The organism is Dongia sp. (assembly GCF_041910485.1).
Classification (GTDB): domain Bacteria; phylum Pseudomonadota; class Alphaproteobacteria; order Dongiales; family Dongiaceae; genus Dongia.
The window spans coordinates 37,095-64,056 of sequence record NZ_JAYRQR010000047.1 but is presented as its reverse complement, the minus strand read 5'-3'; the positions used below and the strand labels follow the sequence as shown (position 1 = coordinate 64,056).

The 26,962-nt window shown below is 58.6% G+C and carries 22 protein-coding genes; 17 read left to right on the top strand and 5 right to left on the bottom strand.

Annotation, left to right across the window (positions count from 1 at the left end; genetic code table 11):
* Positions 1-20: 20 nt before the first annotated feature.
* The 4 genes from ACE3PP_RS15155 to ACE3PP_RS15140 all read left to right on the top strand — a co-directional run bounded on the left by ACE3PP_RS15155 (position 21) and on the right by ACE3PP_RS15140 (position 4,554).
* Positions 21-965, top strand: coding sequence for a fumarylacetoacetate hydrolase family protein (locus tag ACE3PP_RS15155; protein WP_374383755.1), 945 nt, complete (start codon positions 21-23; stop codon positions 963-965).
* Between the two features lie 10 nt (positions 966-975).
* Positions 976-1,884 carry an NAD(P)-dependent oxidoreductase gene (locus ACE3PP_RS15150; protein ID WP_374383753.1) on the top strand — a complete coding sequence of 303 codons (909 nt, stop codon included), beginning with the start codon at positions 976-978 and terminating at the stop codon, positions 1,882-1,884.
* Positions 1,885-1,893: 9 nt separating this feature from the next.
* Positions 1,894-3,498 carry a GMC family oxidoreductase gene (locus ACE3PP_RS15145; protein ID WP_374383751.1) on the top strand — a complete coding sequence of 535 codons (1,605 nt, stop codon included), beginning with the start codon at positions 1,894-1,896 and terminating at the stop codon, positions 3,496-3,498.
* Positions 3,499-3,663: 165 nt separating this feature from the next.
* On the top strand, positions 3,664-4,554 hold the full coding sequence (locus ACE3PP_RS15140; protein ID WP_374383750.1) for a ferritin-like domain-containing protein: 891 nt from the start codon (positions 3,664-3,666) through the stop codon (positions 4,552-4,554).
* 1 nt (position 4,555) lies between these two features.
* Here the strand turns inward: ACE3PP_RS15140 and ACE3PP_RS15135 are convergent, their stop codons facing one another.
* Positions 4,556-4,774: a hypothetical protein gene (locus tag ACE3PP_RS15135; RefSeq protein ID WP_374383748.1), complete on the bottom strand. Its 219-nt coding sequence runs from the start codon at positions 4,772-4,774 to the stop codon at positions 4,556-4,558.
* A gap of 531 nt (positions 4,775-5,305) precedes the next feature.
* Between ACE3PP_RS15135 and ACE3PP_RS15130 the strand changes: the two genes are divergently transcribed.
* From ACE3PP_RS15130 to ACE3PP_RS15120, 3 genes are all read left to right on the top strand, one after another.
* Positions 5,306-7,270, top strand: a complete 1,965-nt coding sequence (locus ACE3PP_RS15130; RefSeq protein ID WP_374383747.1) for a methyl-accepting chemotaxis protein — start codon at positions 5,306-5,308, stop codon at positions 7,268-7,270.
* 164 nt (positions 7,271-7,434) lie between these two features.
* Positions 7,435-8,298 carry a phosphotransferase gene (locus ACE3PP_RS15125; protein WP_374383745.1) on the top strand — a complete coding sequence of 288 codons (864 nt, stop codon included), beginning with the start codon at positions 7,435-7,437 and terminating at the stop codon, positions 8,296-8,298.
* 10 nt (positions 8,299-8,308) lie between these two features.
* A complete protein-coding gene (locus tag ACE3PP_RS15120) occupies positions 8,309-10,783 on the top strand; it encodes an FAD-dependent oxidoreductase (RefSeq protein ID WP_374383743.1) in 2,475 nt (824 codons plus the stop codon).
* Here the strand turns inward: ACE3PP_RS15120 and ACE3PP_RS15115 are convergent, their stop codons facing one another.
* Positions 10,784-12,802 (bottom strand): molybdopterin-dependent oxidoreductase, encoded by a 2,019-nt coding sequence (locus tag ACE3PP_RS15115; protein ID WP_374383741.1) that lies wholly within the window; start codon positions 12,800-12,802, stop codon positions 10,784-10,786. It lies immediately after the preceding gene.
* A gap of 109 nt (positions 12,803-12,911) precedes the next feature.
* Between ACE3PP_RS15115 and ACE3PP_RS15110 the strand changes: the two genes are divergently transcribed.
* On the top strand, positions 12,912-16,313 hold the full coding sequence (locus ACE3PP_RS15110; RefSeq protein WP_374383738.1) for an acyl-[ACP]--phospholipid O-acyltransferase: 3,402 nt from the start codon (positions 12,912-12,914) through the stop codon (positions 16,311-16,313).
* Here ACE3PP_RS15110 and ACE3PP_RS15105 read toward each other — a convergent pair.
* Complete coding sequence (locus ACE3PP_RS15105; RefSeq protein ID WP_374383736.1) at positions 16,293-17,297, bottom strand: AbrB family transcriptional regulator; 1,005 nt, start codon at positions 17,295-17,297, stop codon at positions 16,293-16,295. The two genes, ACE3PP_RS15110 and ACE3PP_RS15105, sit on opposite strands and share 21 nt — an antisense overlap.
* Before the next feature lie 51 nt (positions 17,298-17,348).
* Positions 17,349-19,310, bottom strand: coding sequence for an FAD-dependent oxidoreductase (locus tag ACE3PP_RS15100; RefSeq protein WP_374383734.1), 1,962 nt, complete (start codon positions 19,308-19,310; stop codon positions 17,349-17,351).
* Between the two features lie 174 nt (positions 19,311-19,484).
* Here ACE3PP_RS15100 and purB point away from each other — a divergent pair, with 174 nt between their 5' ends.
* The gene (gene purB, locus ACE3PP_RS15095) at positions 19,485-20,783 is read left to right on the top strand and encodes an adenylosuccinate lyase (RefSeq protein WP_374383732.1); all 1,299 of its coding nucleotides are present in this window, start codon (positions 19,485-19,487) and stop codon (positions 20,781-20,783) included.
* Positions 20,743-21,597 (top strand): GNAT family N-acetyltransferase, encoded by an 855-nt coding sequence (locus ACE3PP_RS15090; RefSeq protein WP_374383730.1) that lies wholly within the window; start codon positions 20,743-20,745, stop codon positions 21,595-21,597. The genes purB and ACE3PP_RS15090 overlap by 41 nt, the downstream gene beginning before the upstream one ends.
* Here the strand turns inward: ACE3PP_RS15090 and ACE3PP_RS15085 are convergent.
* Positions 21,594-21,923, bottom strand: a complete 330-nt coding sequence (locus tag ACE3PP_RS15085) for a DUF1476 domain-containing protein (protein ID WP_374383728.1) — start codon at positions 21,921-21,923, stop codon at positions 21,594-21,596. The genes ACE3PP_RS15090 and ACE3PP_RS15085 overlap by 4 nt on opposite strands.
* Before the next feature lie 135 nt (positions 21,924-22,058).
* Here ACE3PP_RS15085 and ACE3PP_RS15080 point away from each other — a divergent pair, with 135 nt between their 5' ends.
* The 7 genes from ACE3PP_RS15080 (at position 22,059) to purS (ending at position 26,961) form a co-directional block, all read left to right on the top strand.
* Positions 22,059-22,808, top strand: coding sequence for an NRDE family protein (locus ACE3PP_RS15080; protein WP_374383726.1), 750 nt, complete (start codon positions 22,059-22,061; stop codon positions 22,806-22,808).
* Between the two features lie 79 nt (positions 22,809-22,887).
* The gene (locus tag ACE3PP_RS15075; protein WP_374383724.1) at positions 22,888-23,811 is read left to right on the top strand and encodes a metal ABC transporter solute-binding protein, Zn/Mn family; all 924 of its coding nucleotides are present in this window, start codon (positions 22,888-22,890) and stop codon (positions 23,809-23,811) included.
* A 40-nt stretch (positions 23,812-23,851) separates the two neighbouring features.
* Entirely contained in the window at positions 23,852-24,142 is a 291-nt protein-coding gene (locus ACE3PP_RS15070) for a hypothetical protein (protein ID WP_374383722.1), read from the top strand.
* 3 nt (positions 24,143-24,145) lie between these two features.
* Entirely contained in the window at positions 24,146-24,733 is a 588-nt protein-coding gene (locus ACE3PP_RS15065) for a DUF1007 family protein (RefSeq protein ID WP_374383720.1), read from the top strand.
* A complete protein-coding gene (locus tag ACE3PP_RS15060) occupies positions 24,730-25,704 on the top strand; it encodes a nickel/cobalt transporter (protein WP_374383718.1) in 975 nt (324 codons plus the stop codon). Before ACE3PP_RS15065 ends, ACE3PP_RS15060 begins: the two co-directional genes overlap by 4 nt.
* Before the next feature lie 159 nt (positions 25,705-25,863).
* Positions 25,864-26,628, top strand: a complete 765-nt coding sequence (gene purC, locus ACE3PP_RS15055; RefSeq protein ID WP_374383716.1) for a phosphoribosylaminoimidazolesuccinocarboxamide synthase — start codon at positions 25,864-25,866, stop codon at positions 26,626-26,628.
* Between the two features lie 90 nt (positions 26,629-26,718).
* A complete protein-coding gene (gene purS, locus ACE3PP_RS15050; protein ID WP_374383714.1) occupies positions 26,719-26,961 on the top strand; it encodes a phosphoribosylformylglycinamidine synthase subunit PurS in 243 nt (80 codons plus the stop codon).
* Position 26,962 lies beyond the last annotated feature (1 nt).

Below are 26,962 nucleotides of genomic sequence, written 5' to 3'. Positions count from 1 at the left end.
TGTGCAGTCTTGCCGAATGCTTGGCCAATACGCCGTCGAACCGCCGCGATCCAGCCAAGCCTTATCTGCTGGCGCCGACGGATTTGCAGGCTATCAAGGCGTGCGGTGTCACATTTGCAGCCAGCATGCTGGAACGCGTGATCGAAGAGCGGGCAAAGGGTGATCCGGGAGCAGCGGAAGGCATCCGCCGGGTGATCGCCAAGGAGATCGGCGGTGATCTGCGGCGGATCAAGCCGGGCTCCCCTGAGGCGGAAACCCTCAAGCAGGCGCTGATCGAGCGGGGTATGTGGTCGCAATATCTGGAAGTCGGCATCGGCCCCTATGCCGAGGTCTTCACGAAGGCACAGCCCATGTCAGCGGTGGGGGTGGGGGCCGATATCGGCATTCATCCGGAGTCCAGTTGGAACAACCCAGAGCCAGAGGTGGTACTGGTCATCGACCCCGCCGGCCGCATCGTCGGCGCCACGTTGGGCAACGACGTCAACTTACGTGATTTCGAAGGGCGTTCGGCGCTGCTATTGGGGCGCGCCAAGGATAACAACGGTTCCGCAGCACTCGGCCCGTTCATCCGTCTGTTCGACGACACCTTCACAATCGACGATTTGCGGCAGGCCGACCTTTCAGTGAAAGTGACCGGGCTCGACCAATTCGTCCTTGATGACCGGTCATCCATGCGCGAGATCAGCCGCGATGTCACGGACCTTGCGAAACAGACACTGAGCCGTAACCATCAATATCCGGATGGGCTGGTGCTCTATGTTGGAACCATGTTCGCACCCATCAAGGATCGCGGTGCTCCGGGCATGGGATTCACCCACAAGATCGACGATGTCGTGACCGTGGCTACGCCCAAGTTGGGGGCATTGGTCAATCGCGTTCGCCTGACGACAGAGATTGAGCCGTGGACGTTTGGGTCACGAGCGCTGATGGAAAACCTCGCACGTCGCGGTCTGTTGGCGCGCTAAGGAGCGGGACATGAAGAAGATCGAGCGCGTTGGATTGATCGGTGCTGGCCTGATGGGACACGGCATCGGCAAGAACATTCTGGCCAAGGGATACCGTCTTTCGGTTCTGGCGCACCGCAACCGGGAACCTGTCGACGATCTCATTGCCAAAGGTGCGACGGAGGCCAAATCGCCGGCGGAGCTTGCAGCGTCATGCGACATGGTTATCACCGTGGTCGGCAATTCGGTGCAGATGGAGAACATTGTCCGGCGCGCGGATGGCTTGCTGGCCGGCATCCGGAACGGCACGATTGTCGCCGATTGCACGACAGCCCAGCCGGACTCCAGCGTGGTTCTGGCGGCGGAGATCACGGCGAAGGGTGGTCACTTTGTCGACATTCCGATGACACGAACGCCGAAAGAGGCGGAAGCGGGTAAGCTGGGTTTGATGACTGGTGGCGACAAAGCGGTCCTTGCCCAAATCAATCCGGTCCTGGAATGCTTTGCTGATACGATCGTCCATTGCGGTGATGTGGGCGCCGCGCATAAGGCGAAGCTGATCAACAACATGCTCTCGCTCGGCTATGCGGCGGTGACGGCCGAGGCCCTGTCGGCTGCGAAGAAATCCGGCGTGGACCTCAATGCTCTGCGCCAGATCGTCAGTGCCGGCGGAGCCAACAGCGTGATGTTCCAGCGGCTCGCCGCTTATCAGATCGATGGGGACAACACGCAATTGCGCTTTGCCGTCGCAAACGCCCAGAAAGACGTGCGCTACTTTCTGCAGATGGCCGAGACGTTGCCGATTCCGACTTTTGTCGCTTCGGCTGTCCATCAGCTCTATGCGATGGCGAACGGTTCCGGCTATGGCCAGCACTATGTGCCCGAAGTAATTGACGTTCTGACGGAACTCGGCGACAACGCCCTGGCACGCGACGATTGACAGGGATAGATGGTGCCGCCACGCCGTTTAGGGGAATGGGACTTCGTAATTGTCGGAGCTGGCTCGGCAGGTTGCGTACTGGCGAACAGGCTGTCCGCATCGCCTTCCAACCGGGTGCTGCTGCTGGAAGCTGGCGGCAAAGATGATTACATCTGGATCCACATCCCGGTCGGCTATCTCTATTGCATGAACAATCCGCGGACGGATTGGGGCTTCAAGACCGCTCCGCAAACCGGACTTAATGGACGAGCGCTGAATTATCCGCGCGGCAGGGTTCTTGGCGGCTGTTCCTCGATCAACGGCATGATCTATATGCGAGGCCAGGCGCAAGATTATGACGGTTGGCGCCAAATGGGGAATACCGGTTGGGCTTGGGACGATGTATTGCCGTATTTCATCCGGTCGGAACGGCATTTTGCACCCGTTGAAGGCGTTCATGGCGCCGAAGGGGAATGGCGTGTGGAGGAGCCGCGTATCCATTGGCCAATCCTCGACGCTGTGCGTGATGCGGCTGAGGAACTCGGCATACCCAAAGTTGACGATTTCAACCGCGGCGACAATGAGGGTTCATCCTATTTCCAGGTGAACCAAAAGAAGGGCGTGCGTTGGAACACGTCGAAAGCTTTCCTGCGGCCAGTTCTTCAGCGGCAAAATCTGACCGTCATGACGGGGGCGGTTGTCGACAGGCTGCAGATAGATGGACAGCGCGTCACTGGGCTTACGTGCAAGATGGGCGGGGAATTGGTTGAGATCGTGGCCAGGCGTGAAGTCATTCTGTCGGCCGGCGCGATCGGTTCACCGCACATCCTGCAATTGTCCGGGATAGGTGCCGGCGAAATCCTGAAGTCGGCCGGAATAGAAGTGCGTCATGAATTGCCCGGCGTTGGCGAGAATCTGCAGGACCATCTACAGATCCGGACTGTATTCAAGGTAGATGGAGCGCGGACGCTAAACCAGATGGCCGGGAGCCTATTTGGCAAAGCGAAGATTGTTGGCGACTATCTGCTACGTCGGCGTGGCCCTATGACTATGGCGCCGAGCCAGCTCGGCATCTTTGCAAAATCGGATCCGAGCTTTGCTACCGCCAACATCGAATATCACGTCCAGCCATTGTCACTCGATGCGTTCGGAGAACCGCTGCACGCGTTCCCTGCCATCACCATGTCGGTTTGCAATCTGCGGCCGGCAAGCCGTGGATCGGTGCGGGTGATTTCGGCTGACTCAGATGTGGCGCCTGCAATCAATCCGAATTACCTTTCGGACGAGACTGATCGCAAGGTTGCTGCTGATTCAATTCGACATGCTCGGCGATTAATGGAAACTCGCGCCATGTCTCGCTTCACGCCGACCGAATTCAAGCCCGGGATTGAATACCGAACCGACGGTGATCTGGCCCGGCTGGCCGGCGATATTGGCACGACCATCTTTCATCCGGTCGGGACCGCCAGAATGGGGCGTGACTCGATGGCGGTGGTCGATGAGCAACTGCGTGTGCATGGTGTTGGCGGCTTACGCGTCGTGGATGCTTCGATCATGCCCACAATAACCTCGGGCAATACGAATTCGCCCGTTATCATGATCGCCGAAAAGGCCGCGGCGTTGATCCTGGGATAGGCCGTTAACCGGCCGCTGGGGGCAAATCCGTGCCAGATTGTCGCACTCCATTCGAGTGACGGATATCACGGTCGGCCGGTAGCCGACTTGTCCAGGGATATCTTGCGTGGCATAAACCGCAACAAGCCATAGGGGCTTTTCGCTTGCGCCACCATGGATTTCGAGATGCTTGATATCGCCCAGTATGACCCGACGCCCTATTATAACTGGTCATTTCCAGACCAGGGCCGATTGCAGCCGGGCGGCAAAGCCCATCGGGATGCTTTTTGCCGCCTGCTGACCGAGACCTACAATCCTTATAAACCAGCCGTCATTCCCTGGCCGGACCTGTCGCCAGCGGAGCTGCAACGACTGGCTTCCCTTCCGTTCTGGGATACGGCTGTCGCCATTGAAGGGCGAGCCTCGCTTCGGATGGAATGGCAGGCCAATCGATTGTCAGATCCCGTGATCGCCGAGGCGCTCAGTCTCAATGCTGCAGAGGAGCGTAGACACAAGGAAGTTCTGCATAACATGCTGACTTTCTATCGGATCGAACTGGGGCCGGAGCCGATCTATTTGCCGCCGAATAATCCGGAGTTCGGCTTCTTGCGAACCGGATTCGGTGAGTGCATCAATTCGTTCTTCGCTTTCGGCCTGTTTGATTTGGCGCGGAGTTCTGGCTTCTTTCCGCCTGCACTTGTCGAAACGTTCGAGCCGGTCATCCAAGAAGAAGCCCGGCACATCATGTTTTTTGTTAATTTTGTCGCCTATCGTCGTGCCAATCTGGGTTTCCTACGGCGCTGCTTGTTCGACGCGAAATGCCTTATTGCCATCGGCGAGCAATTCGCATCGAGAATCGGGATGGCCATCGAGACGCGTCGCCGTCGCCGGAAAGGCGTTCGGTCGAATTTCCTGACTGACGGCGCCAGTGCCGTAGCCACAGGGTTTTCGAAGCGCCAATTCTTTGAGCTTTGCCTTTCTGAAAACGATCGGCGCATGAAGGGTTACGATGCGAGGTTGCTGCGGCCGATGATGATGCCGCGCCTTATGCGCCTAGCGCTTCGATTCATGAAATAGATCAATTGCCCACAGCTTTGGCCAGGGTGCGGACTGCATCTTCGAGTTGAGCGAGTCGGCGAAAGCGACTGCCTTCGATTATTCTGAAGCGCGGGTCGGCCGCGATAAAGCTGAAGCCGCCGCGTTCCCGCAGAGCAAGACCTGCCGAAATACCAGATACCTCGATCGCGAAAGCGGGATTGTTTTCGTTGGCGGCAGATTGGTTGATCGCGCTGGACACGTGCGTCTCTCCTTTGTCTTCGGCAGCGAGTTCTAAGCCGAATCAATGACAGCAAAATGAAGCGATATTTGGTGAAGCGTTGAACGTTCAGTTCAACAGCAGGTTCCTTCGGTTTGCCCCGCGCATTTTGCTTCCTGTTGCTCGTATCCATTTGTCATGAGGGATACTCGTTCTGGCTGGCATCCGCGATCTTCGCCGTGGTGCCTTGGGTTTGGTGTCGCGGTGCAAGTTGCACTGTGCAAGGCTCGCGACCCTGCGATCGTGGGCCGGCCGCCCGTTGAGCCGAAGCTAGGCTCTGAGTGCCGGGGGAAAAAGCGAGATTTACTCTCCAGAGACAGCAATTTTCTTCGAGCCGGTCGGTTGGGGCGACCCTTTGCGCCATTCAGGTTAGGAGAAAAGAGCTAACCGGGGCTTCGACGGAATGCCTTCAAAGGTGCCTTCGCCAGATGTTACAATTTTGTCGCTCTAAGCCAACTTGGGGTACTTACGAACTGGCTTTTTCACCGACAATCCATAGCTCTGGGGGCATGCATGAGCAGCGTCTTCAAGACCTTCCGGATCTCCTGGCAGATCCAATTGGTGAGCCTCGTAGCACTGAGCGGTTTCCTCGGAATCCTTGTCTACTATCTCGTGGCTGACTCGAATCGTGCTGACGAGCAAGAACAGGCGAATGCTGCAACGGCGATCTACGTCATCGCCCAAGATCTCCGATACGATTTTCTAAACGCGCGACGGCGCGAAAAGGACTTCTTGCTGCGTCTGGATGATAAATACGTCAAACAGCATGATGAGGTGATGCAAACTATCGCGGCTCGTCTCGATGCGTTGAGCAAAGCGGATCAAGCTGGCGCATATGGCGAGGCGATTACCGCAATTAAGGCTGGGATCGGAGAGTATCAGCAAGCCTTCATCGCGACGACGTCGGAATGGGGAAAAATCGGGCTCAATGATGAGCTTGGATTGCGTGGTGAACTGCGCAAATCCGTTCATCAGATCGAGGATCGCTTGAAGAAGCTTGCGGCAGACAAACTGACGATCACGATGTTGATGTTGCGGCGTGCGGAGAAGGATTTTCTGCTACGCCTCGATCCAAAGTATGTCGAAGCGCACGCAAAGACTGCCGCGTCATTTATCTCTGACATCGATGCGTCTGAGATGGCGCAGGGCGACAAGGATGACATCAAAAAGTTGATGAAGGCCTACGCGGACGACTTTCAAGCCGTTGCTGCAACACGCCTCAATATCGTCGTTGATGAGAAGACGCTGTCGGACAGCTTTGCCAAAGTCGATCCGATAGTCACGGATATGATCGGCCGGATCAATCAACAGTTTCAGTCAGCAAATGCCGCAGCAACGGAGGTGAGCGCTAGGACCAGAGTCTGGATTGCCGCAGCCATTGGCGTAGTAGCCTTGCTCGCCGTTCTGGTTGCAGGCTTCATCGGCAATAGGATTGTAGGCCCGATTGCGGCGATGACGAGAGCTATGCTTGAGTTGGCCAGCGGCCGACAGCAAACGGCTATTCCGGCCACAGATTTCCGCAATGAGATTGGCCAAATGGCCCAGAGCGTCGAGGTCTTCAAGAACTCGATGATGGAATCACAGCGGCTGGCTCGTGAGCAGGCAGAAGCGCAGCAAAAGCAGCTGGAACGTGCCGAGCGCATGCAGGCGTTGACACTGGCATTTGACCGTGAGGTCGCAGCGGCTCTATCCACGGTCAATGATGCTGTAAGAGAGATGGAGAGGACCGCGGGTTCGATGGCGGATTCAGCACAGTCTGTCAGTTCTGGTGCGCAAGCGGTTTCATCCGGCGCCTTGGAGGCGTCGTCGAATGTGCAGACTGTGGCCGCCGCTACCGAAGAGCTCAACGCTTCGATTGGGGAGATTGGCAACCAGGTGACGATGTCGACGAAGGTCGCCGAGGATGCTGTTGCCGAGGCGGAGCGGACAACCAGCGTGGTGAAGGGCTTGGAGGCTGCTACGGAGCGGATTGGGCAGGTTGTGACCCTGATCCAGGATATTGCGAACCAGACCAATCTGCTGGCACTGAATGCGACAATCGAGGCTGCGCGCGCGGGTGAGGCGGGCCGTGGGTTTGCCGTTGTTGCCAGCGAGGTCAAGAATTTGGCGCAGCAGACCGGCCGCGCTACGGAGGAGATCGGTCAGCAGATTGGAGACGTCCAGAGTTCAACCGGCACAGCTGTTGGCGCGATCCAGCAGATATCCGACACAATCCGCCGTAGCCATGAGATTTCGGCGACGATCGCGGCAGCTGTCGAAGAACAGACGGCGGCCACGCGGGAAATCGCCCGCAATGTAGAGGAGGCGGCCAAAGGAACTGAGGAGGTGACGAGAAACATCTCGGTAGTCAACGATGCAGCTCGCGCCAGCAATGATGCCGCTGCGACCGTTCGCACCTCTGCTGGGGCGCTCGCACAGCAATCCGCCCAACTTGATCATTTGGTGAAAGGGTTCCTGAGTGACGTCAGGGCGCTTTAGGTAACTTATTGAAAAGATATGCGAATAGTCGCTTTTCGATGAGCTGAGGCGCTCAAAACAACATCGAATCAACATTGAATGTGCCTTCATTGTTGACTTTTTCCGCATTCAATGGCGAATGATGGTCAAAAGTTGAAGCAATGAGGCGGTACATGCGGGAGGCTATGGCGAGGGTCGAGGCACTGGCCTGTTGGTCGGCGCCAGTGCGCCCGGAGATCATCAAAGGCGGCATCACCAACGCCAATTTCTGCGTCGAAGATGCTGGGCGACGTTTTTTCGTCAGAATCGGCGATGACATCCCCGTGCATGGCGTGATGCGTTTCAATGAGCTGGCGGCGAGCCGGGCGGCGGCGGAATGTGGATTGTCGCCGGCCGTAATCCACGCCGAACCCGGTGCCCTGGTGTTCGAATTCGTCGATGGCAAGACCCTTTCGGCTGAGGATGTCCGGCATACGTCAATGCTGTCCCGCATTCTGCCCCTTATCCGTCGCTGTCACCGGGAAATGCCGCTTCATGTGACCGGTCCGGCCCTCATCTTCTGGGTGTTCCACGTCCTACGGGACTATGGGCATTCTCTGAAAGCGGGTAACAGCCGGCATCTGAGCGTCCTGCCGCGCTTGCTGGGTATTGCGGCCGAACTCGAAACGGCCGTCGGTCCGGTCGATATCGTCTATGGCCACAATGATCTGCTGCCAACGAATTTCATTGATGGTGGGGATCGGCTATGGCTGATCGACTGGGACTATGCCGGCTTCAATTCGCCGCTCTTCGATCTAGCCAATCTTTGCTCGAACAACGAGGTATCGCCAACCGATGAGGTTGCCCTGCTCGAAGCCTATTTCGAGCGACCGGTCGACAGCGAATTGTCGCGCCGCTATCACGCGATGAAATGCGCATCTCTGTTGCGCGAGACGATGTGGAGCATGATTTCCGAAATCCATTCGACGCTGGATTTCGATTACGCCGCCTATACCGCCGAGAATCTCGCGCGCTTTGAACGCGCGCTCGGTGACTTCCGGAATATGTAAGGAGTTTTCTATGAGTGATTTCCCGACTTCGGCGCGTGCCGTCATCATCGGCGGCGGCATCATCGGATGTTCGACCGCCTATCATCTGGCTAAGCTCGGCTGGAAGGACGTCGTGCTGATTGAGCGTCACAAGTTGACCAGCGGATCCACCTGGCATGCGGCCGGCCTTGTCGGCCAGCTTCGGACTTCGGCCAATATCACGCAGCTCCTGAAATACTCGGTTGAACTCTACAACAGGCTGGAAGCTGAAACGGGGCTGGCCACCGGTTGGAAGATGAATGGTGGCTTACGACTTGCCTGCAACCGGGCGCGGATGACCGAGATCGAGCGCCAAGCCACGACGGCGCATTCGTTTGGTTTGGAGATGAACCTGCTGACGCCGAAGGAGGCGCAGGATCTGTGGCCGATCATGGATATCGGCGATCTGGTGGGCGCAGCCTTCCTGCCCACTGACGGTCAGGCCAACCCAGCCGATATCGCCCAGTCGCTAGCCAAGGGTGCGCGTCTCGCCGGGGTGAAAATCATCGAGGAGACGGCCGTCACCGGTATCGACGTGGTGAAGGGGCGAGCGGTGGCCGTCCAGACCGAAAAGGGGCGCATCACCGCCGACGTGATCGTCAATTGCGGTGGCCAATGGGCGCGTGAGATCGGTGCGCTGGCCGGTGTCAATGTGCCGCTGCAATCGGTGCAGCACCAGTATATCGTCACGGAACCGATGGCCGGCGTGCCCAAGAACTTGCCGACACTCCGCGATCCGGATCGCCTCATCTACTTCAAGGAGGAAGTCGGCGGCCTAGTGATGGGTGGGTATGAGCACAATCCGATTCCCTGGTTGCCGGGGCAGGATCGCTACTCGCTTCCGGGCAATTTCGCCTTCCAGCTTTTGGAGAACGATTGGGACCATTTCGGCCAATTGATGGAGCAGGCGCTTGCTCGCGTACCGGCGCTCGAGAAGGCCGGTGTCAAGCAGATGATCAACGGTCCGGAAAGCTTTACGCCGGATGGAAATTTCATCCTGGGCGAGGCGCCAGAAGTGAAGAACTTTTTCGTTGGCGCTGGCTTCAACGCCTTCGGCATTGCCTCCGGCGGCGGTGCCGGGCGGGCGCTTGCGGAATGGGTCGCCGGTGGCGAAGCGCCGATGGACTTGTGGCCGGTAGATATTCGGCGCTTCGGCTCTGTCCATCGCGACAAGAACTGGGTGCTGACCCGTACGCTTGAAGCTTATGCGCATCACTATTCGATGGCTTGGCCGCACGAGGAACTGGAGAGCGTGCGGCCGGTTCGTGTCTCGCCACTTTATGCGAAGCTGAAAGACCAAGGCGCGGTCTTCGGCTGGAAATTGGGCTGGGAGCGGCCGAATTGGTTCGCACCAAAGGGTGTCGAGCCGAAAGATGTCTATTCTTATGAAAGACAGAACTGGTTTGAGCATGTCGGCAATGAGCATAAGGCCGCGCGGGAACGTGTCGTTCTGATTGACCAGACCTCTTTTGCCAAATTCATGCTGATCGGCCGCGATGCCGAGGCAGCGCTATCGTGGATTGCCAGCAACGAAGTCGCCAAGAAGCCGGGGAGCATCATCTATACCCAGATGTTGAATCAGCGTGGTGGTATCGAATGCGATCTCACCGTCACGCGGGTGGCGGATGATGCCTTTTACATCGTTACCGGCACGGGTTACGCGACCCACGACTTCCATTGGATCAGTTCGCATATACCGGCGGGCCTCGATGCGCGCCTGATCGACGTTACGTCGGCCTATGGCGTTCTATCATTGATGGGGCCGAAGGCGCGCGAGGTTTTGGCAGCCGTGACGGCGCAGGATGTCGGCAATACGGCCTTCCCGTTCGGTACTGCGCAGGAGATTGCCATTGGCGGTGCCGTTGTGCGGGCGCTGCGCGTCACCTATGTCGGCGAGCTCGGCTGGGAACTGCATATTCCCGTTGAGTCTATGGTTGCCGTCTACGACACATTGTGGGCCGCGGGGGCCAAGTTCGGCATTGCCAATGCGGGCTATCGTGCCATTGAAAGCCTGCGTCTGGAGAAATTCTATCGCGCCTGGTCTTCTGACATCACACCGGATCATTCGCCGTTGGAAGCCGGCATGGGGTGGGCGGTCAAGCTGAAGAAGAACGTTCCCTTCCTGGGGCGCGAGGCCTTATCGGCCATGTTGGAGAAGGGCGGGGTGCAAAAGAAGCTCCCCAAACTCCTGGCCTGCTTCACGGTGGACGATCAGAGCGTGGTCCTGCTTGGCCGCGAGACGATTTTCCGCAACGGCAAGCAAGTCGGCTGGCTGGCGTCCGGTGGCTATGGCTATACGCTCAGCACCAATATCGGTATCGGTTACGTGCGCGACCCGCAGAACGGCGTTTCGCCGGAAGAGGTCCTGAGCGGCACCTATGAGCTGGAAATCGCCTGCCGGCGCTATCCCGCCAAGGTCAGCCTGCAGCCGCTCTACGACCCCAAGAACGAACGCGTCAAAATGTAATCAGACCGAAGCGACCTCAACTTCAATCCCGTGCACGGAAGAGCTTTCTGCCATATCGCTCTTCTGGCCGGGGTTGAGCGCGTTGACGCTGAGACCGCCGGGGATAAGCTTAGGCCAACGGCTTTTTGCTGCCAGGGCGACGCCACGCGGAACCAGTGGTGCCACATCCAGGATCATTTCGATGCTGGCCGTCGCATTGCTGACGGATACTTTCGCGCCTGCCTCAAGACCGCGCGCTTTGGCGTCATCCGGATGTAACATCACATGCTCCGGCCCCAGCTTGGCGGCGATTTTCGGGTCATTGTGATAAGAACTGTTCATGAGCCAGCGGGAAGCTGGTGACAACAGGCGCAGCTTTGACCCAGAGGGATGGGGATCGACACTCGGCATGGGGATGCGCGGATAGCCGTCCGCCTCGGCGGCAGCACTGGCGAATTCGATCTTCCCGGAAGCGGTTCCGAATTGAAGGTCCGGAAACTGCAGGACAGGCTCCGCCCAGCGCTGTACCGTGCCTTTCAATTTGAGAGTGGCAAAGCTCTCCAGTCCGACCTGTCGGGCGAGATTGTTCAGGATTTCCTCATCGCTTTCGAACAACTCTGCGTCCGTAAATCCCATCGCCCGGGCAAGGCGGCGGAAGATTTCCTGGTTCGGTAAGGCGAGCCCGAGGGCCGATGTGGCCGCGACCTGGGCCGAGACGGTCAGGTCGAAATAGGACAAGACCAGATCGTCGAACTCTAGGAATGACGCGGCCGGCAGTACGATGTCGGCATGATCCACCGTGTCGGTCGGGAACAGGTCGATGGCGACGTGAAACAGATCGTCGCGGTTGAGAGCATCGCGCAGTTCCGCCTGGCGCGGGTTGGAGGCCGCGATGTTGATGTTCCAGGTGATCAAGGCGCCGGCGCGGTTACCATCGCGCAGCAGGCTGACCAAGTCCATATGGCTGACGGTCTGCCGCTCGTTCCGGCGCAGATGGGGCGTTTCCAGATAGTCACCATCTATGCCGCGGCGGCCGCCGCCGTTGAGATAGAGGAGGCCGGCGCCGGGCTTGGCAAAATTGCCCGTAACTGCGGGCAGCAGGCTCACGGCACGAAAGACATTGCCGCCCATCGGCTGGCGCTGCAGCCCCTGGCCCAACCAGAGCAAGGCCGGGCCACTGCCATACAGTTTGGCCGCGGCGACAATATCACCTGCGGGCACGCCGGTTGCGCCCTCGGTCCAGCTTGGTGAGGCTTTGGCGATGTGTGCCTGAAGCTCTTCCCAACCGACCGTATGGCTGCGAATGAATGCTTCGTCGACGAGCTTCTCGGCAACCAGCACATGAAGGATGCCGTAGGCGAGGGCGGCGTCGCTTCCGGGAAAGGGCTGCAAGTGCAGGTCGGCAATGGCGGCGGTCTCATGCCGGACAGGGTCAACGACGATGACCTTGGCTTCGGTCTCCTGGAGCCAATGCTTGTGCCGATGCGGCGCGGAGGCCGATGGATTGGCGCCCCAGACCAGGATGCAAGCAGCTTCCTTGGCCATGCGTGGGTCGAAGCCATCGGTCGACGTGCCATAGAGATAGTTGAGGGCGGCATGCCCAGCCGCGTTGCATATGCTGTCCGGATCGACCTCGCTGGCACCGAGGCGGTGGAAAAAACGCTGCGGAAAGCTGCCGGCTATGGCCGAACAGGTGCCGGTATAGTGCGTATGCCAGATGGCCTCGGGACCCTGTGTCGCCGCGATCGCCTGGAAGCGGTCAGCAATGGTCGAAATGGCTTCGTCCCAGCCGATCGGTTCGAATCGGCCACTACCTTTGGGGCCGGTACGCCTCAAAGGCGATGTCAGCCGGGCATTCCGGTCGAGATAGGCACCGTTATAGGCGATGGCGCATTTTCCGCACAGCGCGCCGCGGCTGACGGCGTGGTCCGGATCGCCCAGAACCTTGATGCGGCCATCGGGTGATTTGGCGACGGCAATGCCGCAGGCATCATAACAGTCGCGGGGGCAGGTCGTCTTGATGATGATCTTTTCGGTCATGATGCGCCCAGTCTAGCGAGGCGGGTGCTATGTGAACAGGCCTCGCATTCGCTTGCTTGACTTGGGCGCCCGCCACCCTGATTTTGTCAAGGAAATGAGGGGGAAAGCGATGAACGACCGTTCCTATCTGCGATTGGTGTTCGATCCTGGGTTTGCCTGGATGCTGCTGACGCAGTTTCTGGGCGCGCTCAATGACAATCTCTATCGCTTTACCGTTACCTTCCTGGCGATTGACCTGGCGTCGGCGCAACCGGACGCTCTCGGTGCCAATACCTACATCTCGATCATCGCTGCCCTGTTTGTCGCTCCCTACCTGCTGTTCTCAGGCTATGCTGGTCAGTTGGCCGATAAATTCTCGAAACGATCGGTGCTGATCTTCACCAAGTCCTTCGAAATCGTCGCGATGCTGGTCGGACTGGTCGCCTTTATGCGCCACGATATCAACATGATGATGGGTGTCATGTTCCTCATGGCGACCCATTCGACGTTTTTCAGTCCTGCGAAATATTCCTGCCTGCCCGAACTGCTGCCTGAGCAGGATTTATCACGGGGCAACGCGCTCATCGAAATGAGCACGTTCTTGGCGATTATCATCGGCACGCAATTGGGTGGTCAGCTTTACCAGTCGCTTGGTCATTCACCGTTCGGCATGGGCCTGATTCTTCTTTCCGTGGCAATCGTCGGTTCGCTGGCCAGTCTGGGCATCGGGCGGACACCCGCCCCACAGCACAAAGTGCCATTCACCTGGAACCCAATCGCCGGCATAGATGGCGGCTTCAAAGAACTGTTCTCCAATCGCCGGCTCTATCTGACGGTCCTCGGAATATCCTGGTTCTGGTATCTCGGCGCGCTGGTGCAGATATCAATCCCGCTATATGGCACGAAGCTCCTGGGCCTCAGCGAAGGGGCAACCGGTGGGTTGTGGGCTGCTGTTGCGATTGGTATCGGCGTCGGCAGCATGGTTGCCGGCCGCCTTTCCGGCCACAAGGTCGAGCTTGGGTTGGTGCCGATTGGGTCGATTGGGATGGGCGCCGCGGCAATCCTGCTGGTCACCGCCGACACGATTACGGGTGCCATTCTCTGGCTCACCGTCCTTGGCTTCTTTGGCGGCTTTTACGTGGTGCCGCTTAACGCGATGCTGCAGCAAAAATCTTCCGCCAGCGCCCGCGGCAGCATTATCGCGGCCAACAACATCCTCAACTTTATCGGCATTCTGTTGGCGGCCGGCTGCAACTACCTCTTCGGCAGCGTCATGGCACTGTCCCCGGATCAAGTCATCCTGGTCGGGGGCGTACTCAGCTTCCTGGTGACCGGATACATCTTTCTGCTGCTGCCCGATTTCTTCATTCGCTTCACCCTGTGGCTGCTTACCCATTCCATCTATCGCATCCGTATCGTCGGGGCAGAGAACGTTCCCCTCAATGGGCCGGCACTTCTGGTGTGCAACCATCTTTCCTTTGTCGACGGCCTGCTGGTCGGCTCCTGCGTTCAGCGCTTTGTCCGCTTCATGGTCTACGCGCCCTTCTTCAATATTCCCGGACTCGGTGGGTTCCTGAAGGTGATGCGTGCCATTCCAACAGGCGGCGGCAAAGTGCTGGAGCCGATCAAGAAGGCGCGCAGCGAACTTGAGGGAGGGCATGTCATCTGCATTTTCGCCGAAGGCTCCATCAGCCGGACCGGCAATATGCTGCCCTTCAAGCGCGGGTTCGAGCGGATCGTCGATGGTCTCGACGTGCCGATCATCCCGGTTCACCTCGATCAGGTCTGGGGCTCAATCTTCAGTTTCAAGAATGGGAAGTTCTTCTGGAAATGGCCCAGCCGCTTCTTCTATCCAGTGACGATCACTTTCGGGAAACCGTTAGGGGCTGGGACGCGGGCCTGGGAAGTCCGTCAGAAGCTCCTTGAAATGGGCGGCGATGCATTTCGCGTGCGCAGGAAGGCCGACGATCTTGTGCCGGTTCGCTTCATCCAATCGGCCAAGAGATACTGGTTCCGAATGGCGGTGGCGGATTCCCTTGGACGTGAACTCAACTTTGGTCAGGCCCTTACCGGCGCACGATTGCTGGCGCGTTGGTTTGCCCATGAGCGGCCAGGTGACAAGATGGTGGGGGTTCTCCTGCCAGGCTCCGTAGGGGCGGCTCTGGTCAACATGGCGCTGATGCTGTGCGGTAAAATCCCGGTCAATTTGAACTTCACGATTGGCGCGGCGGCAATGGAGTCGGCGATCCAGCAATGCGGCATCAAGACGGTCGTGACCGCGCGCGCTTTTCTGACCAAGGCGAAGCTCGAAGAACGACCGGATATGATCTTTGTCGAGGATTTGCTGGCCAAGCAGAGCAAACTCGCTCAGTCGCTCATGTATGTAGCAACCCTGTTGACGCCGACTTCCTTGCTGATCCGGATTGCAGCGCCGCGCAACCAGTCAATCGACGATCTTTGCACAGTGATGTTCAGCTCCGGCTCAACGGGTGAGCCGAAGGGTGTCATGCTTTCCCAGCACAACGTCATTTCGAACCTGGAAGCGATCGCGCAGATCCTGTGGGTGCAGCGGGACGATCGGATCGTCGGCGTTCTGCCGTTCTTCCATTCATTCGGCTTCACCGGGACGCTGTGCCTGCCGATCGTCATTGGTATCGGCGCGGTCTATCACGCTAATCCGCTGGACGCGAAGACCATCGGCGGTCTCATCCGCAAGTACAAGGCAACGATCCTGATTTCGACGCCGACTTTCTGCCAGGCCTATCTACGGATGTGTCCGCCAGAGGATTTTGCGAGCCTCCGGCATGTGGTGGTCGGTGCTGAACGGTTGCGACCTGACCTTGCCGCCGCCTTCAAGGAGAAATTCGGCCTGGATATGCTCGAAGGCTATGGTGCCACGGAGATGGGTCCCGTTGTTTCGGTCAATGTGCCGAATGTCCTCGGTGTCGGCGAACTGCAGACAGGCCACAAGCCCGGTACGGTCGGACATCCGGTCCCGGGTGTCGCCGCGCGCATCGTCGATCCGGACACATATGCGGATCTGAAGGAGGGCGAGGAGGGCCTGCTGTTGCTGAAGGGGCCTGGCCGTATGGTTGGCTATCTCAACAACCCGGAAAAGACCGCCGAGGTTATCCGGGACGGTTGGTATGTGACCGGTGATATCGCCGTCTTGGACGAAGACGGGTTCATACGTATCACCGACCGACTGTCCCGCTTTTCGAAGATCGGTGGCGAGATGGTCCCGCATCTCAAGGTCGAGGAGGCGATGATGCGCATTCCTGGCATCAACGGTGCCAACGTGACAGCAGTGCCTGATGCTGCAAAGGGTGAGAAACTGGTTGGCTTCTATGTGGCGGATGAGGCAATGGCGCCGGAAATTCTTTGGCAGGGGCTGAACGAATCTGGATTGCCGAAAATCTGGGTCCCAAAATCGGCCGACTTGCACCGCATCGAGGAGTTGCCGGTTTTGGGCACAGGCAAGACGGATCTCAAGCGCTTGAAGACGATGGCCCTAACCTTGACGGCGAAATAAACGGAAGACCAGCGGTGCTGCCACGACGATCATGAAGATCCGGACGACATGATGGCTTGAGACATAAGCCGCATCGACCCCAAGAGCGAGAGCGATCAGGCTCATTTCCGCCAAGCCACCAGGGGCGAAGGCGAGCAACGCCGAGGCAAAACGCTGGTTGGCCGTTGCGTCGACCACTAGGCCAAAGGCGGCCGCCAGCAGCAGGAGGATGGCTGTGGCGCCGATGGCAAGGAGAATGCCGCGGACGACAAGTCGCAGCGGCAGTCCTGTAAAGCGGGCCCCGATCATCGATCCGACGACGATCTGTGCTATCGCCACCAGTTCGGCGGGCGGACGTGACGTCGTCCACCCGAGGACGTGCAAGATCGCACTGACGATCATCGGGCCCACCAGCGCATAGGCAGGCAGCCTCAATAGGCGGGCGCCAAAGAAACCTATGATGCCGGCACCGGTCAGCCACAGAAGATCGACCGCAGCCACACCCTGCGTCGTGGCCGCAAGGCTCGTTCCAGATGGCGTATATCCGCCCAGCCAGCGATAACCGAAGGACAGGACGAAAACGGCCACGAGGATGCGGGCGCCATGCGCCAGCGAGATGCGCGCTTCATCGCCCCCGAAGGCGCTGCCGGCCAGAATCATTTCCGAGAGCCCGCCTGGGGCAGCGGCAAAATAGGCTGTGACGGAATCGTACCCGGCAAATCGGATGTAGTAGAGACGCACCAAGAAGGTCGCAGCGACCACATAAAGCCCCAACCACAGAAAGCTGATCGACCACAAGGCGAGGTGATCGATGATCTGGGGTGTAAAGGCGCTGCCCAGCATGATGCCAAGTATGGCCACAAAGACCATGCGCAGGCGCGGCATCATGGCGATGCGGACACCCGACACGGCGGCGACAGTGGTGAAAGTCATCGCCCCCATCATCCAGGGTAGCGGCAGATGAAGCAGATAGAAAACACCACCACCGGCGCTCCCGAGGAGCAAGCAGAGGATCCGCGCCCGGTGCGTGGGTGAAAGGTCCAGGCGCACCGCTCGTCAGATCTCCGCCGTGACTTTGAGGCCTTCCAACACGGCTTCTTCCGCTGTTCTTGGTGTCAGGCAGTCACCAATGACATGCACCTCACCAGACCAGTCGGCGAGCTCATCCTCGAGATCCGCATGACGTTCGTGGCCCAACGAAGCCACCACGGTGTCGATCGCCTCGAAGATGATCGGTTCGCCGCTCGTCGCATGCTGGAAATAGGCTGTATCACCGTCGACGCCATACAGTCGGGCGTAGGGAATGATCTCGACATTCAGCTTGTGCAGTTCACCCACCCAATGGTCGCGCACATATTGATGGATGCGCTGCCCCGCCATGTAGCCGTCGACGCACAGGCGGACGCGGCAGCCGGCGCGTGCCAATTTTTCGGCAAGACCCATGCCGATCCAGTCGCAGCGCCAGTCGGCAACGACGACGGATGATCCGATATTGACCTGGTCGCGAATGACATCCCAGGCGTTGACAACATGACCGCCCTCGACACCTTCGATACCGGCATTCAAGGCGGAGCGGGGTTTGGCACCCGTCGCAATAATCACTGCATCCGGCCGTTCTATCTCGACGAGCGCTCGGGTCACTTTGGTGCGCGTGCGAATCTCGGCGCCGCCCAACTGAACTTCACGAGTCAGATTGGTCACGATGCCGCCGAATTCGGCGCGGCTCGGCAACATCTGCGCAAGAAGGGCTTGGCCGCCCAACCGCTCTCCGGCTTCGCAGAGGATCACCTCGTGGCCGCGTTCCGAGGCAACGGCTGCTGCCTTCATGCCGCCGGGGCCGCCACCCGCGATGAGAATCTTCTTTTTGCGCTGGATCGGCTTGCGCACGCCGTAGACCATCTCGCGTCCCGTCTCCGGGTGCTGAATGCAGGAAATCGGATAGCCCGCATGAAAATGGCCGATACAGGCCTGATTGCAACCGATACACGCGCGAATGTCATCAAGCCGACCAGCTTCCGCTTTCCGGGGCATGTCGGGGTCGCAGATCATGGCGCGGGTCATGCCGATGAGATCGGCGGAGCCGCTGCCGAGGATCTTTTCGGCGTCCTGCGGCTGATTGATGCGACCGGCGACCAGCACAGCCGCTCTGACCTTGGCTTTCACGGCTGCGGCGAAAGGGGCCACATAGCCGTTGGCGAAAGCCATGGGCGGGGCGATATGGACGGCCCCGCCGAAACTTGCCGAAGAGCCGGCGATGACGTTGAAATAATCCATGACATCGTCAAGGGCCACGATGGCGGCAAGGCTCTCATGCTCCTGGAGGCCGTTATAGTCCTTGTCGTCGCCGCTGATACGCAGGCCGATCACCATATCCGGGCCGACTTTTGCGCGGATCGCCTCAGCGACCTCCCTGGTAAAGCGCAGCCGATTTTCGAAGCTGCCACCATATTCATCGTCGCGCTGGTTCGTGCGCTCGTTGAGGAACTGCGCCGGCAAGTAGGCATGACTGGCGACGATCTCCACGCCGTCGAGGCCACCTTTTTGCAAACGCAAGGCGGCGTCGGCATAGCCATTGATGATTTCGCGGATCATCGCCTTGGAGAGGGGGCGTGGCATCACATGGAAGCGTTCATTGGGAATGGCGGACGGCGCATAGGCCACCGGCGCCGTTCCGTCCTGGCTTTCCATGATCTCGCGGCCGGGGTGAAACAACTGGCCGAAAATCTTGGTACCATAGGGCCGGCAGGCGTCGACCACGGCACGGTAGCCCGGGATGCAATCGTCTGTCGTCGCCATGATGAGATGCGAGGTATAGCGCGCCGTTTCATGAACGCCCGCCACTTGCATGATGATCAGGCCGGCGCCACCCTCAGCCCGCGCCTGGTGATAGGCAGCCAACTTCTCATTCGGGACGCCGGTAGTCGGCATGGTCGTATCGTGGCCGGTCGAGAAGATCCGGTTCTTGATCTCGCAGTTCCGGATGGTGAAAGGCTGGAAGAGGCGGGGAAGGGCGGTCATATTCTGGCTCGCGAGGGCTGGGCTGGCTGGAACTGCCGGGGAAACTATCGCGCCTTGGTACGGCTTTGAAGGGCCATCTTGCGTCGCTTTAGCGCTAAATCGGCAAAAACGGTTGACTCTATGGCGCTTTGCCGCTGATTTGGCGCCGACTCCCCTGACGCTTAAGAGGCAAGCATGATTCCGCGCTATTCCCGTCCCGAAATGACCAAAATCTGGGACCCGGAAAACCGCTTCCGTATCTGGTTCGAGATCGAGGCCCATGCCTGCGATGCGCTGGCGGAATTGGGCGTCATCCCCCAGGAGGCGGCCGCTGAAATCTGGGCAAAGGGCAAGTGGGAAGTTGCCCGCATCGATGAGATCGAGCGCGAAACGAAGCACGACGTCATCGCCTTTCTGACGAATCTGGCCGAGTATGTGGGGCCGTCTGCCCGCTTCGTGCATCAAGGCATGACTTCCTCGGACGTACTCGACACCTGCCTTGCCGTTCAATTGAAGCAGGCTGCCGATCTATTGCTGGACGATTTGGACAGGCTGCTGAAGGCACTGGAGAAGCGCGCATTCGAGCACAAGCTGACGCCCACCATCGGCCGCAGCCACGGCATCCATGCCGAGCCCACCACTTTCGGTCTTAAACTCGCCTCCCACTATGCGGCCTTTGCCCGGGCCAAGCAGCGGCTGGCAGCGGCCCGCGACGACGTGGCCACCTGCGCGATTTCAGGCGCTGTCGGTACCTTCGCCAACATCGATCCGCGCGTCGAGGCGCATGTCGCCCGCAAGATGGAATTGAAAGTCGAGCCGGTCTCGACGCAGGTTATTCCGCGTGACCGGCATGCCATGTTCTTTGCCGTGCTCGGTGTGGTTGCGAGTTCCATCGAAAATCTGTCGATCGAGATCCGGCACCTGCAACGCTCGGAAGTGCGCGAGGCGGAGGAGTATTTCTCGCCTGGTCAAAAGGGGTCGAGTGCGATGCCCCACAAGCGTAACCCGGTTCTGTCGGAGAACTTGACCGGCCTTGCCCGCGTCGTTCGTGCGGCGGTCAATCCGGCCCTGGAAAACGTGGCGCTTTGGCACGAGCGCGACATCAGCCATTCGTCGGTCGAACGTGTTTTCGGGCCGGACGCCACCATTGCATTGGATTTTGCACTTAACCGCCTCGTCGGCCTTGTCGAGAAGCTGATCGTCTATCCGGAATCGATGCAAGCCAATCTCGACCGTTACAGCGGGCTGGTGCATTCCCAGCGTGTCCTGCTGGCACTAACGCAGGCCGGCATGAGCCGCGAGGATTCCTATCAGGCTGTCCAGCGCAACGCGATGAAGGTGTGGCTAGAAGGCAAGGACTTCATGACGGAACTGAAGGCCGATGCCGAAGTGACCAAGCGTCTGACAATGCCGCAGATTGAGGCTTGCTTCGATCTCGACTACCATTTCAAGCATGTCGACGACATCTTCCAGCGGGTTTTCGGTCGCTCTTGATACGCTGATCGGATTTTGCGCGGCGCATCCCGTTGCCGATACGGATGCGCCGCGCGTCCTGACGCGCCTGAACTCCGGACCGGACGCCATCATCGATTGGCGCGAGCGTGGCGTGGTCGCGGTCCTGCTTGACAGCGTTACCGGCACGAATGGGGCGATTCCGGTTGAAGTGGTCGGGGCGATCGGCGGTGCCATGTCCGCGACGTTGGCGGCCGACTTGCTGACCGAAATCGACCTTCGCATGGAAAGCCTCAATGTGAAGGGGGTCGAACTCGCGATCACCGAGCCCTGGGAACCCCACCAGAATATTGCCCGGCAACGCGGCTATGTGCTTGCCTATCACGATTGCGACATGGTGTGCCGTGACGCTGCTTGGGGGCCAGACCGGCCCATTCCAGCCAGCGCCGAATGGCGCGATGCTTGGCCGGAACATGTTGAAGAGTATATCGCCGTACTGCACAGCGGTTTTTCAGACACGCCCGGCGCCTTCATCCCCAGCGCCGACGAAGTACGCCGGTATCTGCAGCAATCCGGTATTCGGGCGCGGATTCTGATTGAGAACGGCCGTGGCATCGGCTTGCTGCGTTATACGGAACCGCGCGCTTATATCAATGCGGTGGTCCGTGCCGGCAGCGAGCGCGGCCGCGGTATCGGGCAACTCATCATGGACGAAGCTCGCCGCCAGCTTGGTGACAAGAAGCCCATGCGTTTGACTGTGGTCGATACGAATACAGCGGCGATAGAGCTCTATCGCCGCTGCAATTTTGTTGTTGAAAGACGGTTGCCTGTCTTAAGCCGCAATCGCCCGGCTTAAGAGTTCACTTCCGTCATGATCTGTTGCTTCGCGGTGGCGAGCAGCTCGTCCATATGCTTGCGCAGGCGGTGCTCGCTCATTTCGACATTCTTTGCCTTGAAATCGCCCAGCACTTTTTGCAGCACATCATCGTCACCGGGTTTTTCGAAATCAGAAGCGACCACGCTCTTGGCATAGGCTTCCGCCTCGCTGCCGTCGATCCCGAGCAGCTTGGCAGCCCACAGACCCAGCAGCTTGTTGCGCCGGCTGTTTACTTTGAACTCCAGTTCCTTGTCGTGCTTGAACTTGTTCTCGAAGGCGGTCTCGCGCTCGTCGAAAGTGGTCATCCCTGTGCAATCCCTTGAAAGATTCTGAGGTATCTCAACTCGGTGGAAAAATGGTTGGCCGACGCGTTCCAGTCAAGTCTAATAGGGCGTGGCAAGTTGCCTCCGAACCCCCAATGATTTCAGCCGGTTGGGCCAATGTGTAGTGTCATCATCCTTTCCCGACCGGATCATGAATGGCCGATTCTGATCGCCGCCAACCGGGATGAGATGCACGAACGCCCCTGGCAGCCCCCCGCCCGGCATTGGCCGGACCGGCCCGAAGTGGTGGCGGGACGGGATATTTTGGCCGGAGGATCGTGGCTGGGAATCAACGATTTTGGCCTTGTGGCTGGCATTCTAAACAGGCGGAATACCCTGGGCCCGGAGTCCGGAAAGCGCTCGAGAGGGGAACTAGTGCTCGATGCGCTCGATTTTGCTGATGCCGAAGATGCGGTGGCGATGCTCCGAGAACTGGATGCATCGGCCTATCGGCCGTTCAACATGGTGCTTGCGGACAATACCCATGCCTATTGGCTGCGGAACCTGGGGACGGAAATCGAGGCGCTGCCACTGCAACCGGGGCTGTCGATGCTCACAGCTATGGATCTCAATGATCTAGGCAGTGCGAGAATTCGTCATTTTCTGCCGCAATGGCGCGCGGCTTCCGTTCCGGACCCGATAAGCGGTGACTGGGGGGAATGGGTAGGGCTCCTCCAGTCGCGCGCCTTTGAGCAAGGCGGCGATGGCTTCGATGCGATGTACATTGTATCCAATACGGGGTTCGGGACGGTTTCATCGTCGCTAATTGCCCTGCCATCGGTCGATCATGCCGAGCGCCGGCCCGTTTGGCGGTTTCTGGGTGGTCGGCCGGAGAGTCACGCCTGGCAGAAAATCGATCTCGAATGATTGATGGTTTCCCATCTTGTGCTGCCCGAGTATCTTCGATATATGTTATGTTATAACATTATATAGAAGGCCTGCGACGATGCGTTTCGTACCTCTCTTCATTTCCTTGGTCGTCTTTTGCACCAGTGCGTTGCCCGCATTTGCTGTGGAGGCGCGGCTCAAGGTCGTTGCCACGTTCAGCATCGTGGCGGACCTAACCCGTCAAATCGCCGGCGATGAAATCGATCTCGTGACCTTGGTTGGTGCAGGCGCAGACGCGCATTCGTATGAACCCACGCCTGAGGCGCAACGCGCTGTGAGCGGTGCGTCGCTCATTGTTGCGAACGGGCTCGGATTTGAGCCCTGGCTGGATCGCCTGACCGAGGCAGCGGGATTCAAGGGCAAAGTTATTGTCGCTACGAGAGGGATAGAGCCCCTGGCTTGGGCCGAGGAGGGGCATGGCGAAGGCGAGGAGGCGGGAGATGATCACGATCACGACGCCGTGGATCCTCATGCTTTTCAGGATCCCAAGCTCGTTCTTACCTATATCGACAATATTGAAGCGGGGCTGGCAATCGCCGATCCGGCCAACGCGACCACTTTCGCCACCAATGCCGAATCCTTGAAGGCGAAGTATGTGAAGCTGAATTCGGACCTTGATGCCTCTCTTGGGGCCTTGCCGCGTGAATCCAAACGAATTCTGACGTCACATGATGCCTTCCAGTATTTCGGCCATGCATACGGTATCGAGTTCGTCGGTGTGCAAGGAGTCAGTACAGATTCCGAGCCTTCCGCTCAGGATCTAAAGGAGATCGTTCGGCAGATCAAAGAGGGTGGGATCAAAGCCCTTTTTGTCGAAAACATGAGCGATCCGCGCTTTTTGGAAACAATTTCGGCTGATACTGGTGTCGCAATTGGCGGTGAACTCTATTCAGACTCTTTGTCCGATGAGTCCGGTCCGGCGCAAGACTTGCTGTCGCTCTTCCGTCACAATCAGTCAGAATTGCTCAAGGTATTGAAGTGAGTTAGTGTTCCATCGGTTTGTTGTTCCTGAGGCTAATTCGATGATATCGCGTCGCGCATTGCTGCTCGGTGCCGGTGGCAGCTTGGTTGCTTGTGGGGCGTATAGCTCTCAAGCGTTGGCTCTTTCCGAGGAGCCGATGCACCCAGAAGATCTTTCGGTGCTGACTCTGGCCTGCCAAAAGCCGGCAACCCATGTTCAGTTCTTGGCAGATGCACGTCTTGCTCTGAGTGAAGAAATCAAGCTTGGCCTTAAACCGGCGACAGCGACGGAAATGGTCGTATGTCCGCTCTGTCACTGTTCGTTTCAGGTCGTGCCGGACGTGATGTTCTAAGCTGTGCGGATAAGCTCTGCTCTCTTCGGAGTCGCGGCGGCCACTCTGGCAACGCCAGCCTTGGCTCACCCTCACGTTTTTATCGACAACCAGGTTACGTTGCTTGTGGACCGAGGTGTGCTGACCGGATTCCGCACGATATGGCGCTTCGATGAGATTTTTACGGCCGACCTCCTATCGCAATACGACCAGGACGGTGACGGGCAGTTCAGTCCTGCGGAAAGCAAGGACGTGCGGGACGGAACGTTGCCCAACCTGAAAGGGTTCCACTATTTCACCTACGCATATGTTGGGGGCGGTGACCTCGGCGTGATAGATCCGGCTGACTTCAGTGCGGACATTGTCGATGGTGTGGCCCGCTTCAATCTGGAATTTCGACTGCCGACTCCTGTCGACGCAAAGCAACAAAAAGTCGGTATCTCGGTCTATGACAACGAGTATTACGTCGAAGTGCTTTTGGCGCAGGCCGATCCGGTGAAGTTGGAAGGCGCTGGAAATGAGGCATGCAAGGCTTCCGTCAAGGATGACCAGACGCACGCATACTTCGGTGGTTTTGTTGTTCCTCAGCTGATCGAACTGAGTTGCCAATGAAGTTGCTGGGCATTCTGCTGGCGATGTTGCTTTTCTTCTCTGTCGAGGCAGTGCGTGCTGAGGAAACGGCGCAGCCTGTATCACCGTTCGGCACTGGTGCGGCGGCGAATGAGAGCACTGATGCTGGCAGCCCCAGCGCAATCGTCTTCATCGGCCGAACCTTTGTGACTTGGCAACGCGATGTCAATCGGGCGATCAACCAGCGCTTGCTCGCAATCAAGCGCGGTGACGATAACACGGCCATCTGGGCCGGAATCGGGATCGCGTTTCTCTACGGCGTTTTTCACGCTTTGGGGCCAGGCCACGGCAAGACCGTCGTCATTGGCTATTTCCTTGGTCGACATGCGCGCCCGTGGCGCGGCGTCGTTATGGCGGCGTGGATCGCGGCGAGCCACGTCGTAGGGGCAATCGCCATTGTCGGAATCGCACATCTGCTTCTATCGCGCAGTCTTGTGTCGCCAACGAACGAGTTCTTCTGGCTAAGGGCCGGCAGCTATCTGGCCATCATCGTAATTGGTCTATTGATGCTGCGGGACTGGATGCGGGGTGGGCATGCCCATGCCCATGCCCATGATTGCTCAGGCGAACATCACCATGCCCATGCGGGCGACCATGTGTGCCAAGCCGGCAACAACGAATGGTTGGATCGACGGGCGCCAATTGAGCAGCGATTGCTCGCGCTGGCTGCCGGTCTGGTACCGTGTTCGGGCGCTATCCTTATCCTCCTATTTACACTTGGAAATGGGTTGATTTTTGCTGGGCTGCTTATGTCGGCGGCCATTGCCGTGGGGATGGGGCTCACTTTGGCCGGTTTGGGGGTGGCCAGTATCCTCTTGCGCCAGCAAGTGTCGCTTCGCTTGCCGGAAGGCGGGCGCACGCAGCATTGGTTGGCTTTGACCGGTCCGGTCTTGGTCCTCATGATCGGACTTTGCCTGCTTGGGCTAACGCTCATATCCAGGTTAGTTTGGTAACATATTGAAATAAATAACTATAATTCCATTTTCTTTGATCCTCCGCAGCGGCGGTGAAGCGTTGTATTGAGCCCCCCTTGCTGCTAGAAGATGGCCGAATCTCGGTGGGCGATGGACAGTGAGTCCGGTCGGCTCGCCGCGCTCTATTGGAGATCCCCCATGTCCCGCCGGCGCCGTATCTACGAAGGCAAGGCAAAGGTCCTGTTCGAGGGCCCGGAGCCCGGCACGCTGGTGCAGTATTTCAAGGACGATGCCACTGCCTTCAATAATCAGAAGAAGGGCACCATCACCGGCAAAGGGGTGCTTAACAACCGTATTTCCGAATATCTGATGCTGCGCCTGGGCGAAATCGGCGTTCCGACCCATTTCGTGCGCCGTCTCAACATGCGGGAGCAATTGGTCCGCGAAGTCGAGATCATTCCGTTGGAGGTGGTCGTTCGGAACGTCGCCGCAGGGTCGCTCGCAAAGCGCCTTGGCATCCCCGAGGGGACCCAACTGCCGCGGTCAATCATCGAGTATTACTACAAGTCCGACGAACTCGGTGACCCGATGGTTTCGGAAGAGCATATCACGGCTTTCAATTGGGCCCTGCCGCAAGATCTCGACGAGATGCTGGCGCTGGCCCTGCGCGTGAATGACTTCTTGACCGGTCTGATGCTGGGCGTCGGATTGCGGCTGGTCGATTTCAAGCTTGAATTCGGCCGGCTCTACGAAAATGAAGAGATGCGTATCGTGCTGGCTGATGAGATCAGCCCGGACAATTGCCGGCTGTGGGACGTCAAGACGGGCGAAAAGCTCGACAAGGATAGATTCCGCCGCGACCTCGGGAATGTTGAAGAGGCCTATCAGGAAGTCGCGCGCCGTCTCGGCATTTTGCCCGAGGGTGGCCCGCGCGACATGAAGGGTCCGAGTACGATGCAATAGGGTATCGACCCGGCTGATAGGGGCGCCTTTTGGCGCCCCATTCATTCCAGGGTCAGCAGTTGATTTAGAGTTCTTTACAAAGGAAGCGTCATGAAGGCTCGCATCCATATCACCCTCAAGTCCGGCGTCCTCGATCCCCAAGGTCGTGCCATTGCAAGCGCCCTCCATGCACTCGGCTTCGACAGCGTCGATGACGTGCGTCAGGGCAAATATATCGAAGTCGATCTCAAGGAGAGCGACAAGTCGAAGGCCAAAGCAGCTGTCGATCAGATGTGCGGCAAGCTGCTGGCCAACACGGTTATCGAGAACTACGCCATTGATCTGGTGGACTGAC

Coding starts and splice junctions, on each gene's coding strand:
- ACE3PP_RS15080 (WP_374383726.1), top strand. CDS start 22,059: ATGTGTAGTGTCATCATCCTTTCCCGACCGGATCATGAATGGCCGATT.
- purC (WP_374383716.1), top strand. CDS start 25,864: ATGTCCCGCCGGCGCCGTATCTACGAAGGCAAGGCAAAGGTCCTGTTC.
- ACE3PP_RS15075 (WP_374383724.1), top strand. CDS start 22,888: ATGCGTTTCGTACCTCTCTTCATTTCCTTGGTCGTCTTTTGCACCAGT.
- ACE3PP_RS15070 (WP_374383722.1), top strand. CDS start 23,852: ATGATATCGCGTCGCGCATTGCTGCTCGGTGCCGGTGGCAGCTTGGTT.
- ACE3PP_RS15145 (WP_374383751.1), top strand. CDS start 1,894: ATGGTGCCGCCACGCCGTTTAGGGGAATGGGACTTCGTAATTGTCGGA.
- ACE3PP_RS15060 (WP_374383718.1), top strand. CDS start 24,730: ATGAAGTTGCTGGGCATTCTGCTGGCGATGTTGCTTTTCTTCTCTGTC.
- purS (WP_374383714.1), top strand. CDS start 26,719: ATGAAGGCTCGCATCCATATCACCCTCAAGTCCGGCGTCCTCGATCCC.
- ACE3PP_RS15100 (WP_374383734.1), bottom strand. CDS start 19,310: ATGACCGCCCTTCCCCGCCTCTTCCAGCCTTTCACCATCCGGAACTGC.
- ACE3PP_RS15085 (WP_374383728.1), bottom strand. CDS start 21,923: ATGACCACTTTCGACGAGCGCGAGACCGCCTTCGAGAACAAGTTCAAG.
- ACE3PP_RS15140 (WP_374383750.1), top strand. CDS start 3,664: ATGCTTGATATCGCCCAGTATGACCCGACGCCCTATTATAACTGGTCA.
- purB (WP_374383732.1), top strand. CDS start 19,485: ATGATTCCGCGCTATTCCCGTCCCGAAATGACCAAAATCTGGGACCCG.
- ACE3PP_RS15150 (WP_374383753.1), top strand. CDS start 976: ATGAAGAAGATCGAGCGCGTTGGATTGATCGGTGCTGGCCTGATGGGA.
- ACE3PP_RS15130 (WP_374383747.1), top strand. CDS start 5,306: ATGAGCAGCGTCTTCAAGACCTTCCGGATCTCCTGGCAGATCCAATTG.
- ACE3PP_RS15115 (WP_374383741.1), bottom strand. CDS start 12,802: ATGACCGAAAAGATCATCATCAAGACGACCTGCCCCCGCGACTGTTAT.
- ACE3PP_RS15125 (WP_374383745.1), top strand. CDS start 7,435: ATGGCGAGGGTCGAGGCACTGGCCTGTTGGTCGGCGCCAGTGCGCCCG.
- ACE3PP_RS15110 (WP_374383738.1), top strand. CDS start 12,912: ATGAACGACCGTTCCTATCTGCGATTGGTGTTCGATCCTGGGTTTGCC.
- ACE3PP_RS15090 (WP_374383730.1), top strand. CDS start 20,743: ATGTCGACGACATCTTCCAGCGGGTTTTCGGTCGCTCTTGATACGCTG.
- ACE3PP_RS15120 (WP_374383743.1), top strand. CDS start 8,309: ATGAGTGATTTCCCGACTTCGGCGCGTGCCGTCATCATCGGCGGCGGC.